The organism is Rhodococcus sp. NPDC056516 (genome assembly GCF_042794655.1).
Classification (GTDB): Bacteria; Actinomycetota; Actinomycetes; order Mycobacteriales; family Mycobacteriaceae; genus Rhodococcus_F.
On sequence record NZ_JBHTTG010000008.1, the window covers coordinates 194338 to 207939 of the forward strand.

The 13602-nt window shown below is 63.9% G+C and carries 14 protein-coding genes; 10 read left to right on the top strand and 4 right to left on the bottom strand.

The window, feature by feature from the left end:
* Nucleotides 1–164 precede the first annotated feature (164 nt).
* Entirely contained in the window at nt 165–1436 is a 1272-nt protein-coding gene (locus tag ACFQ6Y_RS24295) for an ROK family protein (protein ID WP_378447114.1), read from the top strand.
* A 15-nt stretch (nt 1437–1451) separates the two neighbouring features.
* On the opposite strand, the gene ACFQ6Y_RS24300 is transcribed toward ACFQ6Y_RS24295, so the two are convergent.
* Nucleotides 1452–1811 carry a YybH family protein gene (locus ACFQ6Y_RS24300; RefSeq protein WP_378537510.1) on the bottom strand — a complete coding sequence of 120 codons (360 nt, stop codon included), beginning with the start codon at nt 1809–1811 and terminating at the stop codon, nt 1452–1454.
* A 70-nt stretch (nt 1812–1881) separates the two neighbouring features.
* Between ACFQ6Y_RS24300 and ACFQ6Y_RS24305 the strand changes: the two genes are divergently transcribed.
* A complete protein-coding gene (locus ACFQ6Y_RS24305; protein WP_378549191.1) occupies nt 1882–2751 on the top strand; it encodes a LysR family transcriptional regulator in 870 nt (289 codons plus the stop codon).
* Here ACFQ6Y_RS24305 and ACFQ6Y_RS24310 read toward each other — a convergent pair.
* The 3 genes from ACFQ6Y_RS24310 to ACFQ6Y_RS24320 all read right to left on the bottom strand — a co-directional run bounded on the left by ACFQ6Y_RS24310 (nt 2717) and on the right by ACFQ6Y_RS24320 (nt 4948).
* Nucleotides 2717–3721, bottom strand: coding sequence for a tocopherol cyclase family protein (locus ACFQ6Y_RS24310; protein WP_378549194.1), 1005 nt, complete (start codon nt 3719–3721; stop codon nt 2717–2719). The two genes, ACFQ6Y_RS24305 and ACFQ6Y_RS24310, sit on opposite strands and share 35 nt — an antisense overlap.
* Nucleotides 3718–4110, bottom strand: coding sequence for a PaaI family thioesterase (locus tag ACFQ6Y_RS24315; protein ID WP_003942017.1), 393 nt, complete (start codon nt 4108–4110; stop codon nt 3718–3720). The genes ACFQ6Y_RS24310 and ACFQ6Y_RS24315 overlap by 4 nt, the downstream gene beginning before the upstream one ends.
* A 64-nt stretch (nt 4111–4174) precedes the next feature.
* Nucleotides 4175–4948: a PIG-L family deacetylase gene (locus tag ACFQ6Y_RS24320; protein WP_019744397.1), complete on the bottom strand. Its 774-nt coding sequence runs from the start codon at nt 4946–4948 to the stop codon at nt 4175–4177.
* A gap of 111 nt (nt 4949–5059) precedes the next feature.
* On the opposite strand from ACFQ6Y_RS24320, the gene ACFQ6Y_RS24325 reads away from it, so the two are divergent.
* The 8 genes from ACFQ6Y_RS24325 (at nt 5060) to ACFQ6Y_RS24360 (ending at nt 13551) form a co-directional block, all read left to right on the top strand.
* Nucleotides 5060–6286 (top strand): MFS transporter, encoded by a 1227-nt coding sequence (locus ACFQ6Y_RS24325; RefSeq protein WP_378638099.1) that lies wholly within the window; start codon nt 5060–5062, stop codon nt 6284–6286.
* Nucleotides 6232–7059 (top strand): alpha/beta fold hydrolase, encoded by an 828-nt coding sequence (locus tag ACFQ6Y_RS24330; protein ID WP_378638103.1) that lies wholly within the window; start codon nt 6232–6234, stop codon nt 7057–7059. The genes ACFQ6Y_RS24325 and ACFQ6Y_RS24330 overlap by 55 nt, the downstream gene beginning before the upstream one ends.
* Nucleotides 7060–7101: 42 nt before the next feature.
* Nucleotides 7102–8430, top strand: a complete 1329-nt coding sequence (mshA, locus tag ACFQ6Y_RS24335) for a D-inositol-3-phosphate glycosyltransferase (protein ID WP_378638590.1) — start codon at nt 7102–7104, stop codon at nt 8428–8430.
* Nucleotides 8427–8924, top strand: coding sequence for a YbjN domain-containing protein (locus ACFQ6Y_RS24340; RefSeq protein WP_378638107.1), 498 nt, complete (start codon nt 8427–8429; stop codon nt 8922–8924). Before mshA ends, ACFQ6Y_RS24340 begins: the two co-directional genes overlap by 4 nt.
* A 139-nt stretch (nt 8925–9063) precedes the next feature.
* Nucleotides 9064–10665: an AMP-binding protein gene (locus ACFQ6Y_RS24345; RefSeq protein WP_378638110.1), complete on the top strand. Its 1602-nt coding sequence runs from the start codon at nt 9064–9066 to the stop codon at nt 10663–10665.
* Nucleotides 10666–10711: 46 nt separating this feature from the next.
* A complete protein-coding gene (locus tag ACFQ6Y_RS24350; protein ID WP_003941992.1) occupies nt 10712–11467 on the top strand; it encodes a phosphoglyceromutase in 756 nt (251 codons plus the stop codon).
* A gap of 162 nt (nt 11468–11629) precedes the next feature.
* Nucleotides 11630–12865, top strand: a complete 1236-nt coding sequence (locus tag ACFQ6Y_RS24355) for a sensor histidine kinase (protein ID WP_378549206.1) — start codon at nt 11630–11632, stop codon at nt 12863–12865.
* Nucleotides 12862–13551 (top strand): response regulator transcription factor, encoded by a 690-nt coding sequence (locus ACFQ6Y_RS24360; RefSeq protein ID WP_003942020.1) that lies wholly within the window; start codon nt 12862–12864, stop codon nt 13549–13551. Before ACFQ6Y_RS24355 ends, ACFQ6Y_RS24360 begins: the two co-directional genes overlap by 4 nt.
* The last annotated feature ends 51 nt before the right edge of the window (nt 13552–13602 follow it).

Genomic DNA, 13602 nt, shown 5'->3' on the forward strand with positions numbered 1-13602 from the left:
TTGGTTCGCGTCTGCCTCTGGCGCGAGAGCTGTGTTGTCGCCGCCGTTCTTTCTGCAGCTAATTTCTGCGCCTTTTCTGTCTACTTCTTCGTGTGACCAGTGGAAACGCTGATTTCTCGGTCGACAGAGATATGCGCCTTCTCCTCCTTCTGCAAGGGACAGCCATGTCGACACCCACCATCTCTGCCATTCCGAACATCCGATCGCGAACCGCGCTCTCGGGAACCCGGACCCGTACCCAGATTGTTGCGCCCGAACTGCGCATTGCCGACGGTCCGTCCGCGACTGTGTTGCGCATTGCTCGATCCCGCGGACCGCTCTCTCGCGATACCGCCGCGAAAGCGTCCGGACTGAGTATTGCCACCGTGAACCGGCAGGTCACGAGCCTGCTCGACCTCGGAATCCTGCGCGAACGCGCAGACCTGACAGCCTCCGGCGCCATCGGGCGTCCGCGGGTTCCGTTCGAGGTCAATCACGAGCCGTACCTGACCGTCGGCATCCACATCGGTGCCGTAGTCACCAGCATCATCGCCAGCGACATTCGTGGCAAGGTGCTCGGCGCCGTCGAGATTCCGACGCCCGCCACCAATTCCGCTGTCGCACTTGCCACCATTGCGCGGTCGGCCAAATCGTTTGCCTCACGGTGGCACAAGCGTCGCCCGCTCGCCGTCGGCGTGGCCATCGGCGGTCGCGTCGATTCAGCGACCGGAGTAGTCGATCACCCGCGCCTGGGGTGGAAGGGCGCCAAGGTCGGGTCCATCATCGGAGCCGGCTTGGACCTCCCCGTTTCGGTCGCCGCCCACGTCGAAGCGATGGCCGCGTCGGAACTTCTGCTCAGCAACGACCGCGCCGAGGCGCCAACGCCGGGAACCACCGGACTGTACTTCTACGCCCGTGAAACCGCTGGTATCGCAATCACTTTCGAAGGGCGAGTGCACACTCCGTCCAGCGGGCCCGGTTCGATCGCGCACCTGCCCACCGGCTCGTCGGCGCGGTGCACCTGCGGCGCGGTGGGTTGCTTGGAAGCGACGATCAGCGACCGCGCGGTCGTCGCGCAGGCGCTGTCTTCGGGCGCAGTGATCCAGGGCAGTGAGCGTGTCACGATCGCCGATGTCTATCGTGCTGCGTCGGCGGGTTCCATTCCGGCTCACGAACTTCTGGTCGACCGGGCGCGCGTGCTCGGCCGGACAGTGGCGATGTTGCGTGACCTGTTCAACCCGGATCGGGTGATCCTCGGTGGCCAGGCGTTCACCGACTATCCGGCCGGCGTGCCGCACGTCGCCGAGGCTTTCTCGTCGGCATCCTCCTTGGAGCGCAAGGATATTCGAATCACCGGTTTCGGCAATCGCGTTCAGGAATACGCCTCGACGGTCGTGTCACTGAGCTCGCTGTTCGCCGATCCGGCGGCGGCAATGCGGCGTGCGTCGGCCGTCTGACTGCGAAGAGGGCAGTCAGAGTTCCGGTCGATCGAGCACCCGCAACCACGAACCGTCGGGCTGGCGGCGCGCCACCTGTGTGCGTCCGCCGGTTCCGTCGGAAGGTTTGGTCGAGGTCATGGCGAGGTCGTCGCTGATCACCGTTGGTAGGGTTTCCTCGACGGTGAATGTCGGTGCTGCTGCGAGCATCTGAGAAATCACTTCGCGGATGGCCTGACGGCCGATCGTGAGGGATCCGGGTGGAAACGCCATCACAGCGTTTTCCTCGTACAGTCCGGCGACAGCGTCTGCGTTTCCGGCGTTCGCGAACTGGACGAAGAGTCGGGCAATATCTTCGGGGGTTGCGGCCTTCTGAACTTCATGTGTTGTTGTCATGTTTCCATCGTGCAAGCACACTTTCGATAAGTCCAAGATCTAGTTTGTCTCAAAGCTAGAATCAACAGTTATGGAACTCCGGCAGCTGGAATACTTCGTCACGGTAGCGGAGGAAGCCAATTTCACTCGCGCCGCCGAGCGGCTTCACGTAGCACAGCCGGGTGTGAGTGCGCAGGTCAAAAGACTGGAACGTGAGCTGGGGCAGGAGTTGCTCGATCGTAGTGGTCGAACCGTTCGTCTGACCGATGCCGGGCGAGCCGTCCTCCCACACGCCCGCGCTGCACTTGCTTCCGTGCAGAGCAGTCGCGACGTTGTCGACGCCTTGAACGGACTGGTTCGGGGCTCGGTTTCGGTCGGGATGGTCACCGCCTGCGCTTCCGCCGATCTGACCGATCTGCTCAGTCGTCTACACACCAGACACCCAGGTTTGGACATTTCGCTGGCCGAGGACGATTCGCGCAGCCTGCTTGCCGGAGTGGTGGACGGAACCTTCGACATAGCCGTCATCGGAGTTGCGGGCGAGCTGCCGGAAGGCCTCGAATCGAGGGTGATCACCGACGAACGACTGGTGGCCGCAGTGGCGGCGGATCATCCGCTGGCCGCGTTGTCGTCTCTGCCGTTTGCCGAACTCGCCACGCGATCGGTCATCTGTCTTCCGGAGGGAACCGGTATCAGGACGTGTCTGGACTTCGCGTGCGCCGCGGCCGGCACGAAGGCGACGGTTGCGCTCGAGGCAAGCAACCTCGGCATCATCGTTTCGTTGGCCGCACAGGGGTTGGGAATCGCTGTGCTTCCCGAGTCGACAGTGGGGGAGTTGCATCGGATCGATCTCGAACCGGAAGCTCGATCCCGGTTGGAATTGGTCTGGCGTTCGTCGGGCGGCAAGAACCCGGCGGCATCCGCTCTCATCGATCTCGCGAGAGCTGTTCCCGCCGAGTGAGTTCGGCCTGCGCCCGATCCAATCCGCCGTGCTCTAGGGCGGCCAATCGTGATCTGTCCTTCCAGACTATGGTGCCGCGTCGCCGGACGATAACCGACATGGTTCCACCGAGATGCTCGAGCGCTCCGGGTACGTTTCGACGCTCGGCGGGAATGGGAACCGGAAGTATGTGCGCGTCGGCGATGGGTGCGGTCCCGTCGATGTCGACGCTCCACTTTCGGCTGTAACCTCGAAGCGTCCAACGATCGTCGGACACGGTCGTCTCCACCTGTGACGTCAGCGGATTGCCCAGACGCAACACTGTGCCGTCTGGCAAGGCGACCACCACGGCGGTGACTTCGGTGCGCAGAGGCCCGGCGCTGACCTGGCCGCCGGCAAACGCCACGCAGGCCCGCGGATCGGTGAATCCCTGGGCCTGTCCCCACCACCAGGAATCCGGGAATCCTCCCTTTCCCCAGTTCTTCTCGCCGTACACCTGTGCTCCGCAGAGATCCCAGCTCTGTCCGTCGATGACGGCGCTTCCCTCGACCCGGCCGCCGAGCAGCCACGGATGCCAGTACTGATTGAGTGCGGGAACTGATTGGAAGTAACTCGATCCCCCGAAGCGGCGGTGCGGCCAGAATCGCTGATTACTGATCCGCACATCGAGATGGCTGTCGCCGAAATCGACCTGTAGTCGATCAGCATTGCCGCGGAAAGCGTTGTCGGCGTATGCCCCCAGGATGCGGGAATCGGCCGATCCGCTCGGGTGCTCGGCGGTCCGGAGGAATCCGCCCGGATGCGCCGCGAGACCGAGCGTCGACCAGTTGCCACCATCGGACTTGTTGATTCCGGCGAGCGCGATCACCACCCGCCCGCTCTCCGGCATCGTGAAACGCCAGAAGTAACCCTCCATCGCAACGTCATGGGAGGCAAGCAGATTGCCGAAAGGAAGGGTGGCACCGGAGGCGCGGTACGAGGGAAGCTTCACGGTCCCAGCACTGCCTGTGATGCGGTGACCTGAGCGACGAGACGGCCCTCGTCGTCACGAATCTCGGTCACGACCGCGACGGTGCTGCGTCCCGCGTGCAATGGACGGGCAGTTGCGGTGACCGTGCCTTTACGAACCCCGCGGGTGAACACGGTCGACGAACTGGTGGTGGACGTACTTGCGCCGGGCGGAAGATTGAGGAATGCACAGACGGCGCCGACGCTGTCTGCCAGCGTCATCAAGGCGCCGCCGTGCATTCCGTTGCCGGCGGTGGTGCGGTGGCTGTCCCAATCCAGATGGCCGACAACCTGTTCGGGTGCCGCGCTGTCCAACTGAATTCCGGTGTGAACTGCAAAAGGCATGCTCGCGACAAGTTGTTCGAGGTCCATGCCTACCGATGGTAACGAGCCGCCGAAACCTCCGTCGGGACTTCGGTTTATCGAGAGCGGTGACTCAGAGGGGCAGGGCGGTTTCCGACAGTCCCTCCGGCGCGTTTCGGCGACGGAACCACTCGGTGCCGAATGCCGCGGCGAGCTGCTCCGTCGGCATTTCGAGGAACGGGCCGAAATCGCCGACCTGCGTTGCGTGCGCGTACATGGCCGCGCGCTTGGACGAGATCACCGAACTCACGTCGACTGCGGTGGTGAGTTGGTCAGCCGGAAGCCCGAACGATTCGATGTCCGGCGGCTGCGCCTCCTCGGTCCACTCGGGGTTGGCCTGCATCAGCATCTTCATGTGATCGCGGTTGGTGGACGCCTCGTAAACGAACGGCGTGCCCGCGAGTTCTGCAGCACGAACGCCGACATGGTGGACCTGGATGTGATCCGGGTGGCCGTATCCGCCGTTGGGGTCGTAGATGGTCAGGACATCGGCGTTCTCTTCACGAAGAACCTCGGCCAGACGCTCGGCGGCCTTCTCGACGTCGACGTTGCAGAACGCTTCCGGATTCTCGTTCTCGGGCGTACCCACCATCCCCGAATCCGGGTAGTGCAGTGACACGACGCGATTGGCACCCAACGCGTCGGTGGACGCCTCGAGTTCACGGCTGCGGCGCTGAGCCAACGTCTCGTATTCGTCCAACAGTCCGTCGGGGAATTCACCGAGAGCACCGTCGGTAGCGGTGACGACTACGACGCGGTGACCTGCGTCGGCGGCCATTCTCATCACGCCGCCCGTAGTGAAAACTTCGTCATCGGGATGGGCGTGGAAACACACCAGGACACTCATTCGCGCAATCGTAAGGCAAGTTACCGACAGGTCAACCCGAGCGCACAGTGAAAACGATTTGTCGAGTCGGCCTCGGCTCTGTGAACCTTGTTCAGTGCACGAGAAGCTGACATGAGCGAATCCACCAACAAAGGCCTGCTGAGCGCCTACCGCGAGATATTCTCGGCCCCGGGATCGGTTGCCTTCTCGGCCGCCGGATTTGTCGCAAGGCTGCCGATAGCGATGATCGGCATCGGAATCGTGACGATGATCTCGCAACTTCGTGGTGACTACGCGCTCGCCGGGGCGCTCGCCGCGGTTTTTGCGCTCTCGTCGGCGATCATCGCGCCAGCGGTCTCGCGCGCGGTCGACCGCTTCGGACAGAGGGCGGTCCTGCCGATTGCCGCGGCTGTCAGCGTCACCGCGATCGGGGCACTCTTGCTCGCAGTCCGGATGGAAGCCCCCGACTGGCTGCTTTTCGTCCTGGTAATTCCCGGCGGCGCCACCCCGACGATCGGGGCGATGATTCGCGCCAGGTGGGTCGCGATCTACGTCGGAAAACCGCAGCTGCGCACTGCCTTCGCCTTCGAATCGGTGGTGGACGAGCTCTGCTTCGTGGCGGGCCCGGTCATCTCGGTGGGTCTGAGCATCGGACTCTTCCCCGAGGCCGGACCACTTGCAGGGTTGATTCTGCTGGTCACGGGGACCTTGCTGCTGGTGATCCAGCGCGGAACAGAGCCGAAGGTGCATCCGCGTCGACCCGGCCGCGGACGGTCGGTACTCGGTAACCACGTGATGTGGATCGTCATCGTGATCATGGTGATGCTCGGAACGATCTTCGGTGTCATCGACGTCGGCGCCATCGCGTTTACCAAGGAACAGAATTCACCTGGCTCCGCGACGCTGGTCCTCGCGCTGTTCGCCGGCGGTTCGGGAATCGCGGGACTGATCTTCGGATCGATGCACCCGGCGCGATCGCTGCGTGGGCAATTGATGATCGCGTCCGCAGCGGTGGCCCTTCTCAGTGTCCCGCTTCTCCTGGTCGGAAACGTGGCCGCACTTGCTGGCGCGTACGTCCTGGCCGGCGCGACCATCGCACCGACGCTCATCATCGCGACAGCCCTGGTCGAACAGATCGTCCCGCCGGAAAAGCTCACCGAGGGAATGACCCTGACGGTCACCGGACTCGGCGTCGGCGTGGCGCTCGGGTCTGCGCTGGCCGGACAGCTGATCGATCGCTACGGCGTCCCGTCGGCCTACATGCTCGCCGTCGGCGCTGCAGTCGCAGCCTCTATCGTGACGGCATGTCTATTCGCGAAGCCGTCAGCGTCGACGGCACGTCCATCGTCTATCGAGTAACCGGAAATCCGGCTGGGACCCCGCTGGTGCTGCTGCACGGCTGGGCTCAGTCGTCACAGTGCTGGGGCGAGCAGGTCCTCGCGGACCTGGCAGCGGACTACCGCTTGATCGCCGTCGATCTGCGCGGCCACGGTTACTCCGATGCGCCCGAATCCGGATACGACGATTCCGCGAACTGGGCCGGCGACGTCGCGGCCGTTCTCGCGGCCGAAGGCGTCACCGAGAACGCGATCCTACTCGGCTGGTCGTACGGCGGTCTGGTGATCTGCGATTACCTGGCAGCACACGGAACCGGCGCGGTGGCGGGTGCGGTTCTGGTCGGTGCGATCACCAGCATCGGGCGCGGTGAGAAGGGCGGCAAGGTCGGCTCGGCAATGCGGAGTGCGGTTCCCGGCGCTATGTCCGAAGATCCCCGCGAGGCAATCCGGGCACTCGGCGCTTTCGGCAACGCGCTCACCGGCCCACCCGAGGGCAAGGGCGCAGCGTCGCAGGCCTTGTTCGGGTACAGCCTCTCGACGCGTCCGCGGGTGCGCGCAGCACTGTTCAACCGTGCCGTCGGTCACGATGACCTGCTCCGCAACTTGGACATCCCGGTCCTCGTTCTGCACGGAACCGAGGACTCCGTCGTCGACGTGAGTGCAGGTAAGCACGCCGAGGAATTGATTCCCAAGTCGCAGGCGTCGTACTGGGAAGGCTGCAATCACGGCCCGTTCGTGGAGGATCCGACACGATTCGTGTCCGAAGTGCGAACCTTCATCTCGAGCCTCGGTTAGAGTTCGCGCCCGGTGAGGGGGCAGTATGGAGTCGTGACGCCCATGCACATTTCGCGCCCTCGCCGGGTGGCCGTTCTCTCGGTCCACACCTCGCCATTGGCGCAACCCGGCACCGGTGACGCGGGTGGGATGAATGTCTACGTTCTGCAATCCGCCATTCAGCTCGCCAAACGTGGCGTCGAGGTGGAGATATTCACCCGCGCGACGTCCTCGGCCGACGCGCCCGTGGTGGACGCCGCTCCCGGAGTGCGGGTTCGGAACATTGCGGCCGGTCCCTTCGAAGGACTGGACAAGGCGGATCTGCCGACTCAACTGTGTGCCTTCGTCGCGGGAGTTCTGCGGGAGGAAGCGCGCCGCGAACCCGGGTACTACAGCCTGATTCACTCGCACTACTGGTTGTCCGGTCAGGTCGGCTGGCTGGCCCGCGACCGCTGGGGCGTGCCCCTCGTCCATACCGCCCACACTCTCGCGGCAGTGAAGAATCTTTCGCTGGCCGAGGGGGACACCCCCGAGCCCGCAGCACGCCAGATCGGCGAGCAGCAAGTTGTCGCCGAATCCGATCGGCTGGTCGCCAACACCACCGACGAAGCCAAAGCGCTGCACGAGTTGTACGGCGCAGATCCCACGCGTATCGATGTTGTTGCCCCGGGCGCCGACCTCACCCGCTATCGACCGGGTGACCGCGATGCTGCCCGCGAGTTGTTGGGATTGAACCCCGGCGAAGTGGTCGTGACATTCGTCGGCCGGATCCAACCTCTCAAAGCACCGGACGTGCTGCTGCGTGCTGCCGCCGAAGTGATCAGCCGTCGCCCCGAGTTGCCGTTGCGCATCCTTGTCGTCGGTGGGCCGTCGGGAACCGGTCTCGCGCGGCCGGACGTGTTGATCGAACTGGCACGTTCGCTCGGCATCACGGCGCAAGTGACGTTCTTGCCGCCGCAGGCGCCGGAGCGTCTCGCCGATGTCTACCGTGCTTCGGATCTGGTTGCGGTGCCGAGCTATTCGGAGTCCTTCGGGTTGGTGGCCATCGAAGCTCAAGCCTGCGGAACCCCGGTGATCGCCGCCGACGTCGGCGGACTGGGAGTGGCCGTACGCAACGGTGAGACGGGCCTGCTGGTTCAAGGACACCGCACCGAAGACTGGGCCGGCGCCCTCGAATCTTTGGTGGCGGCCCCGACGCGCCTGGCCGAACTCGCCGCACAGGCACCGCGTCACGCCGAGAATTTCTCGTGGGAACACACCGCGGACGGTTTGCTCGAGAGCTATCGCAAAGCCGCAGTCAACTACAACAACGGAACCGGTCCCAGCGACTTCTCGCCCCGCCGTGCGCGGGGTCTGTGGCGTCTGCGCCGGACCGGGGGAGTGCGTACATGAGCAGCATTTCGGACACTATCGAGCAGGCCCTCACCGAGCGCGAACTCGAGTTCTCCAGAAAAGACGACGCGCATTTCATCGTCGAACTTCCCGGCGAGCACAAACTCAAGACGTCGACTCTGCTCACCGTCGGCAATCACGGCGTGCGGGTCGAGGCCTTCGTGTGCCGCAAGGTGGACGAGAACTTCGAAGGCGTCTACAAGTTCCTGCTCAAGCGCAACCGCCGTCTGTACGGGGTGGCGTACACACTCGACAAGGTCGGGGACATCTACCTGGTCGGCAAGATCGCCGAGCATGCCGTGACCGGCGATGAACTCGATCGAGTGCTCGGTCAGGTTCTCGAAGCCGCCGACGGTGATTTCAACGTCATCCTCGAACTCGGTTTCTCTTCGTCGATCAAGCGTGAGTGGGCGTGGCGGGTGTCGCGAGGTGAGTCGCTGGCGAATCTCGAACCGTTCAAGCACCTCATCGAGGAGGAGCCCGCGCAAAGCTGAACGAGCGGGGTGAGACACATCGCTGATGTGTCACGTAAAGTGACCTTTACTTGTGACTGTCGTCACGGAATAATACTGTTCCCGTGAGTCACAGTAAGTTGGTCACACCACCCTGCCGCGCAACTTTTCGAGGAGCACAGTGAGCTTCAAGAGTCCGTTCCCCGACGTTGAAATCCCCAACCTCAGCGTCTACGACTTCCTGTTCGGAAACACCGACCCCGCAGATCTCGACAAGACGGCATTTGTCGAAGGCAGTTCCGGCGCGGTCACCACATACGCTTCGCTGATCGCACAGATCAACGGCGTTGCAGGCGCTCTCGCTGCGCGTGGACTTGCCGTCGGAGACGTGGTCGGGCTGCATTCGCCCAACGTCCCGGCCTTCGGTTCCGTCTTCCACGGCATCCTTCGTGCCGGTGGTGTCGCGACCACGATCAACGCTCTCTACACCGCCGAGGACATCGCCAAGCAGCTCACCGATTCCAAGGCCAAGTTCCTCTTCACCGTCTCGCCGTTGCTCCCGCAGGCCAAGGCAGCCGCCGATCAGGTCGGCATCCCCGCTGAGAACGTGTTCGTGCTCGACGGCGCCGAAGGCCATCTGTCGCTGCGAGATCTGCTCGGCGAGGGCGCAGCGGCGCCCGAGGTTTCGTTCGACCCGGCCACCCAACTCGCGGTGCTGCCGTACTCGTCGGGCACCACCGGCCGGCCCAAGGGCGTCATGCTCACCCATCGCAACCTCGTGGCCAACGTCTGCCAGATCATCCCGCGGATGGGGATCGAGACCGACGACAAGATCCTCGCGGTCCTGCCGTTCTTCCACATCTACGGCATGACGGTGCTGCTCAACGCCGCGCTGTACCGCCGCGCGAGCCTCATCACGATGCCGAAGTTCGATCTCGTGGAGTTCCTGCGGATCGTCGCCGAGCAGAAGTCGACGTACATTTTCGTCGCGCCGCCGGTTGCCGTCGCACTGGCCAAGCATCCGTTGATCGACCAGTACGACCTCTCGAGCGTGCACACCATCTTCTCCGGTGCGGCCCCGCTCGACGCGGCGCTCGGCAAGGCCGTCGCAGACCGGTTGAACTGCCACGTCCGCCAGGGCTACGGCATGTCCGAGATGAGCCCCGTCTCGCACGCGATCCCGTTCGATCGTGACGACATCGCCCTCGATACCTGCGGTCCCACCATCGCCAACATGGAATGCAAGCTCGTCGACCCCGGAACGGGCGAAGAGGTCGCGTACCCGGCTCTCGGCTCGGACGGCGTCAGCGAGCCCGGCGAACTGTGGTGCAAGGGCCCGAACATCATGCTCGGCTACCTCGGCAACGACCAGGCCACCAAGGACACCCTCGACGACGACGGTTACCTGCACACCGGTGACATCGCGACCGTCGACGGAGACGGCGTCGTCAAGATCGTCGATCGCCTCAAGGAACTGATCAAGTACAAGGGCTACCAGGTTCCCCCGGCCGAACTCGAGGCTTTGCTGCTGACGCATCCGCAGATCGCCGACGCCGCCGTGATCGGTGTGCTCGACGCCGAGGGCGAAGAGGTTCCGAAGGCATTCGTCGTTCTCCAGGACGGCGCCGAGTTGACCGAAGCCGACGTGATCTCGTTTGTCGCCGAGCGCGTCTCGCCGCACAAGAAGGTCCGCCAGGTTTCGTTCATCAGCACCGTGCCGAAATCCGCGGCCGGGAAGATCCTCCGCAAGGATCTGCGAACTGCGGAAGTAGCCCCGAGCTGATTTCCAGACAGGGTTGACCAAGAAGGGTTCCGGTACTCGTGCCAGGATGAACGCCATGAGTATCGGAACCCTGGTCCTGCTCCGCCACGGCGAGAGCGAATGGAATGCACTCAATCTGTTCACCGGCTGGGTGGACGTACACCTGACAGACAAGGGCATGGCCGAAGGCAAGCGCGCCGGCGAACTGCTCGCCGAGCACAACCTGTTGCCCGACGTTCTCTACACGTCTCTCCTCCGCCGCGCGATCAGCACCGCTAATCTCGCGCTCGATGCGGCCGATCGCCACTGGATCCCGGTAGTTCGCGACTGGCGCCTCAACGAGCGCCACTACGGCGCTCTGCAGGGCAAGAACAAGGCTCAGACCAAGGAAGAGTACGGAAACGAGCAGTTCATGCTCTGGCGTCGTAGCTACGACACCCCGCCGCCCGCCATCGAAGCCGGCAGCGAGTACAGCCAGGACACCGATCCTCGGTACGCGAACCTCGACGAGGTTCCCTTGACCGAGTGCCTGCTCGACGTCGTCAAGCGCCTGATCCCGTACTGGGAGGACACCATCTCGCAGGAGCTGCTCGCCGGCCGGAACGTGCTGGTCACCGCGCACGGCAACTCGCTGCGTGCATTGGTCAAGCACCTCGACGGCATCTCGGACGAGGACATCGCGGGCCTGAACATCCCGACCGGAATCCCGCTGCGGTACGACCTCGACGAGAACCTGAAGCCGCTCAATCCTGGCGGCACCTACCTGGATCCGGAGGCCGCCGCTGCCGGCGCCGCCGCGGTGGCGAATCAGGGCGGAAAGTAGCAACCCGATGATGTGCGTCGAGGCCCCCCGAACAGTGTTTTCGGGGGGCCTCGGCCAACAACAGATGAACGACGAACCAACGCCGTCCACCTGGCGGATTACACGGGTGGGAACGTCCGAACCCGCCGTAACCGACACTTCGCGCGAACGTACGATTGCGCCGTGAGTGTCGTGATTGCAGTGCTGCTGGTCGTGGTCGCCGGCTTGGTCGGCTACCTCGTCGGCGGGGTGCTGGTGCCAAGGCTGTCGTCGCGCCAGAGTCAGCGCTCGGACGAACAGACCGGGCTCACGATGTCCCAGGTTCTCGACCTCATCGTGTTGGCTTCGGAAAGCGGTATCGCCGTCGTCGACGGTTTCCATGACGTCGTGCTCTTCAACCCTCGCGCCGAAGAACTCGGCCTGGTCAAGAATCGTCTGGTCGACGAGCGAGCGTGGCGGGCAGCGCAGGAAGTCCTGCGGACAGGTCACACCGTCGAGGTGGATCTGACAGCGCAGACCGCGCAGCGCGGCCGCGACAAGATTGCCGTTCGTGGCACCGCTCGGCTGCTCAGCAAGGACGACCGCAACTTCGTGGTCCTGTTCGCCGACGACGATTCCGAGCAGGTCCGCATGGAGGCGACTCGACGCGATTTCGTCGCGAACGTCAGCCACGAACTGAAGACTCCGGTCGGCGCGATGAGTTTGCTCGCGGAGGCACTGCTCGAATCCGCTGACGATCCGGAGTCCGTGCGCCACTTCGGTGAACGGGTGCTCGGTGAGTCGATTCGTCTGGGCAAGATGGTCACCGAATTGATCGCACTCTCGCGCTTGCAAGGTGCCGAGAAGCTGCCCGATCTCGACGTGGTCGACGTCGACACGGTGGTGTCCGAGGCGCTGTCGCGGTCGAATCTGTCGGCCGAGGCCGCCGGGATCACCGTCACCACCGACCATCCGAGCGGGCTGGAGGTGCTCGGGGATCAGACCCTCCTCGTAACTGCACTGTCCAACCTCATCGAGAACGCTATTGCATACTCGCCCAAAGGTTCTCCGGTGTCCGTCAGTCGGTCGGTGCGCGGCGACAATGTCGCGATCGCGGTCACCGACCGAGGTGAGGGCATCGCGAAATCGGATCAGGAGCGAGTGTTCGAGAGATTCTTCCGCGTGGACAAGGCGCGGTCACGGCAGACCGGTGGAACCGGTCTGGGGCTGGCGATCGTCAAACACGTCGCGGCCAATCACAACGGCTCCATCGAACTGTGGAGCAAACCGGGAACAGGGTCTACCTTCACGTTGCAGATACCGGCACACGTGGAGTCGGACGACGACATCGACTCTGACGACGCGGGAACCGCCGGTTCCACGCGGATCGGCAGACGAGAACAAGGCAGTAGAGAAAACGGCATGGAGGCCAAACGATGACGAGTGTGCTGATCGTGGAGGACGAGGAGTCCTTGGCGGACCCGCTGGCGTTCCTGCTCCGCAAGGAAGGCTTCGAGACCACCATCGTCAACGACGGACCGTCGGCGTTGGCGGAATTCGACCGCTCCGGCGCGGACATCGTCTTGCTCGACCTCATGCTGCCCGGCATGAGTGGTACGGACGTCTGCAAGGCGCTGCGATCGCGCTCCGGCGTTCCCGTCATCATGGTGACGGCGCGCGACAGTGAGATCGACAAGGTCGTCGGCCTGGAACTCGGTGCGGACGACTATGTGACCAAACCGTATTCGGCGCGCGAGTTGATCGCCCGCATCCGTGCGGTGCTGCGCCGCGGGGTGGAGAACGAGGCAGACCTCGCCTCCGACAACGGTGTGCTCGAGGCCGGACCGGTACGGATGGACGTCGAACGTCACGTCGTGCAGGTGGCCGGTAACCCGGTGACGTTGCCGCTCAAGGAGTTCGACCTTCTCGAGTACCTGCTCCGCAACTCCGGCCGGGTGCTGACCCGCGGACAGCTGATCGACCGCGTCTGGGGAGCCGACTACGTCGGTGACACCAAAACCCTTGACGTACACGTGAAGCGGTTGCGTTCGAAGATCGAATCCGATCCGGCCAAGCCGGAACACCTGGTCACCGTCCGCGGGTTGGGCTACAAGCTCGAAGCGTGATCGACCTCAGAAGAAGAAAGATTTCGGCCGCTCACACAATCGTGTGAGCGG

Bases quoted from the DNA above. Each gene is read 5' to 3' on its own strand.
- ACFQ6Y_RS24295 (WP_378447114.1), top strand. From the start codon at position 165: ATGTCGACACCCACCATCTCTGCCATTCCGAACATCCGATCGCGAACC.
- ACFQ6Y_RS24300 (WP_378537510.1), bottom strand. From the start codon at position 1,811: ATGACAACAACACATGAAGTTCAGAAGGCCGCAACCCCCGAAGATATT.
- ACFQ6Y_RS24305 (WP_378549191.1), top strand. From the start codon at position 1,882: ATGGAACTCCGGCAGCTGGAATACTTCGTCACGGTAGCGGAGGAAGCC.
- ACFQ6Y_RS24315 (WP_003942017.1), bottom strand. From the start codon at position 4,110: ATGGACCTCGAACAACTTGTCGCGAGCATGCCTTTTGCAGTTCACACC.
- ACFQ6Y_RS24320 (WP_019744397.1), bottom strand. From the start codon at position 4,948: ATGAGTGTCCTGGTGTGTTTCCACGCCCATCCCGATGACGAAGTTTTC.
- ACFQ6Y_RS24325 (WP_378638099.1), top strand. From the start codon at position 5,060: ATGAGCGAATCCACCAACAAAGGCCTGCTGAGCGCCTACCGCGAGATA.
- ACFQ6Y_RS24330 (WP_378638103.1), top strand. From the start codon at position 6,232: ATGTCTATTCGCGAAGCCGTCAGCGTCGACGGCACGTCCATCGTCTAT.
- mshA (WP_378638590.1), top strand. From the start codon at position 7,102: ATGCACATTTCGCGCCCTCGCCGGGTGGCCGTTCTCTCGGTCCACACC.
- ACFQ6Y_RS24340 (WP_378638107.1), top strand. From the start codon at position 8,427: ATGAGCAGCATTTCGGACACTATCGAGCAGGCCCTCACCGAGCGCGAA.
- ACFQ6Y_RS24350 (WP_003941992.1), top strand. From the start codon at position 10,712: ATGAACGCCATGAGTATCGGAACCCTGGTCCTGCTCCGCCACGGCGAG.
- ACFQ6Y_RS24360 (WP_003942020.1), top strand. From the start codon at position 12,862: ATGACGAGTGTGCTGATCGTGGAGGACGAGGAGTCCTTGGCGGACCCG.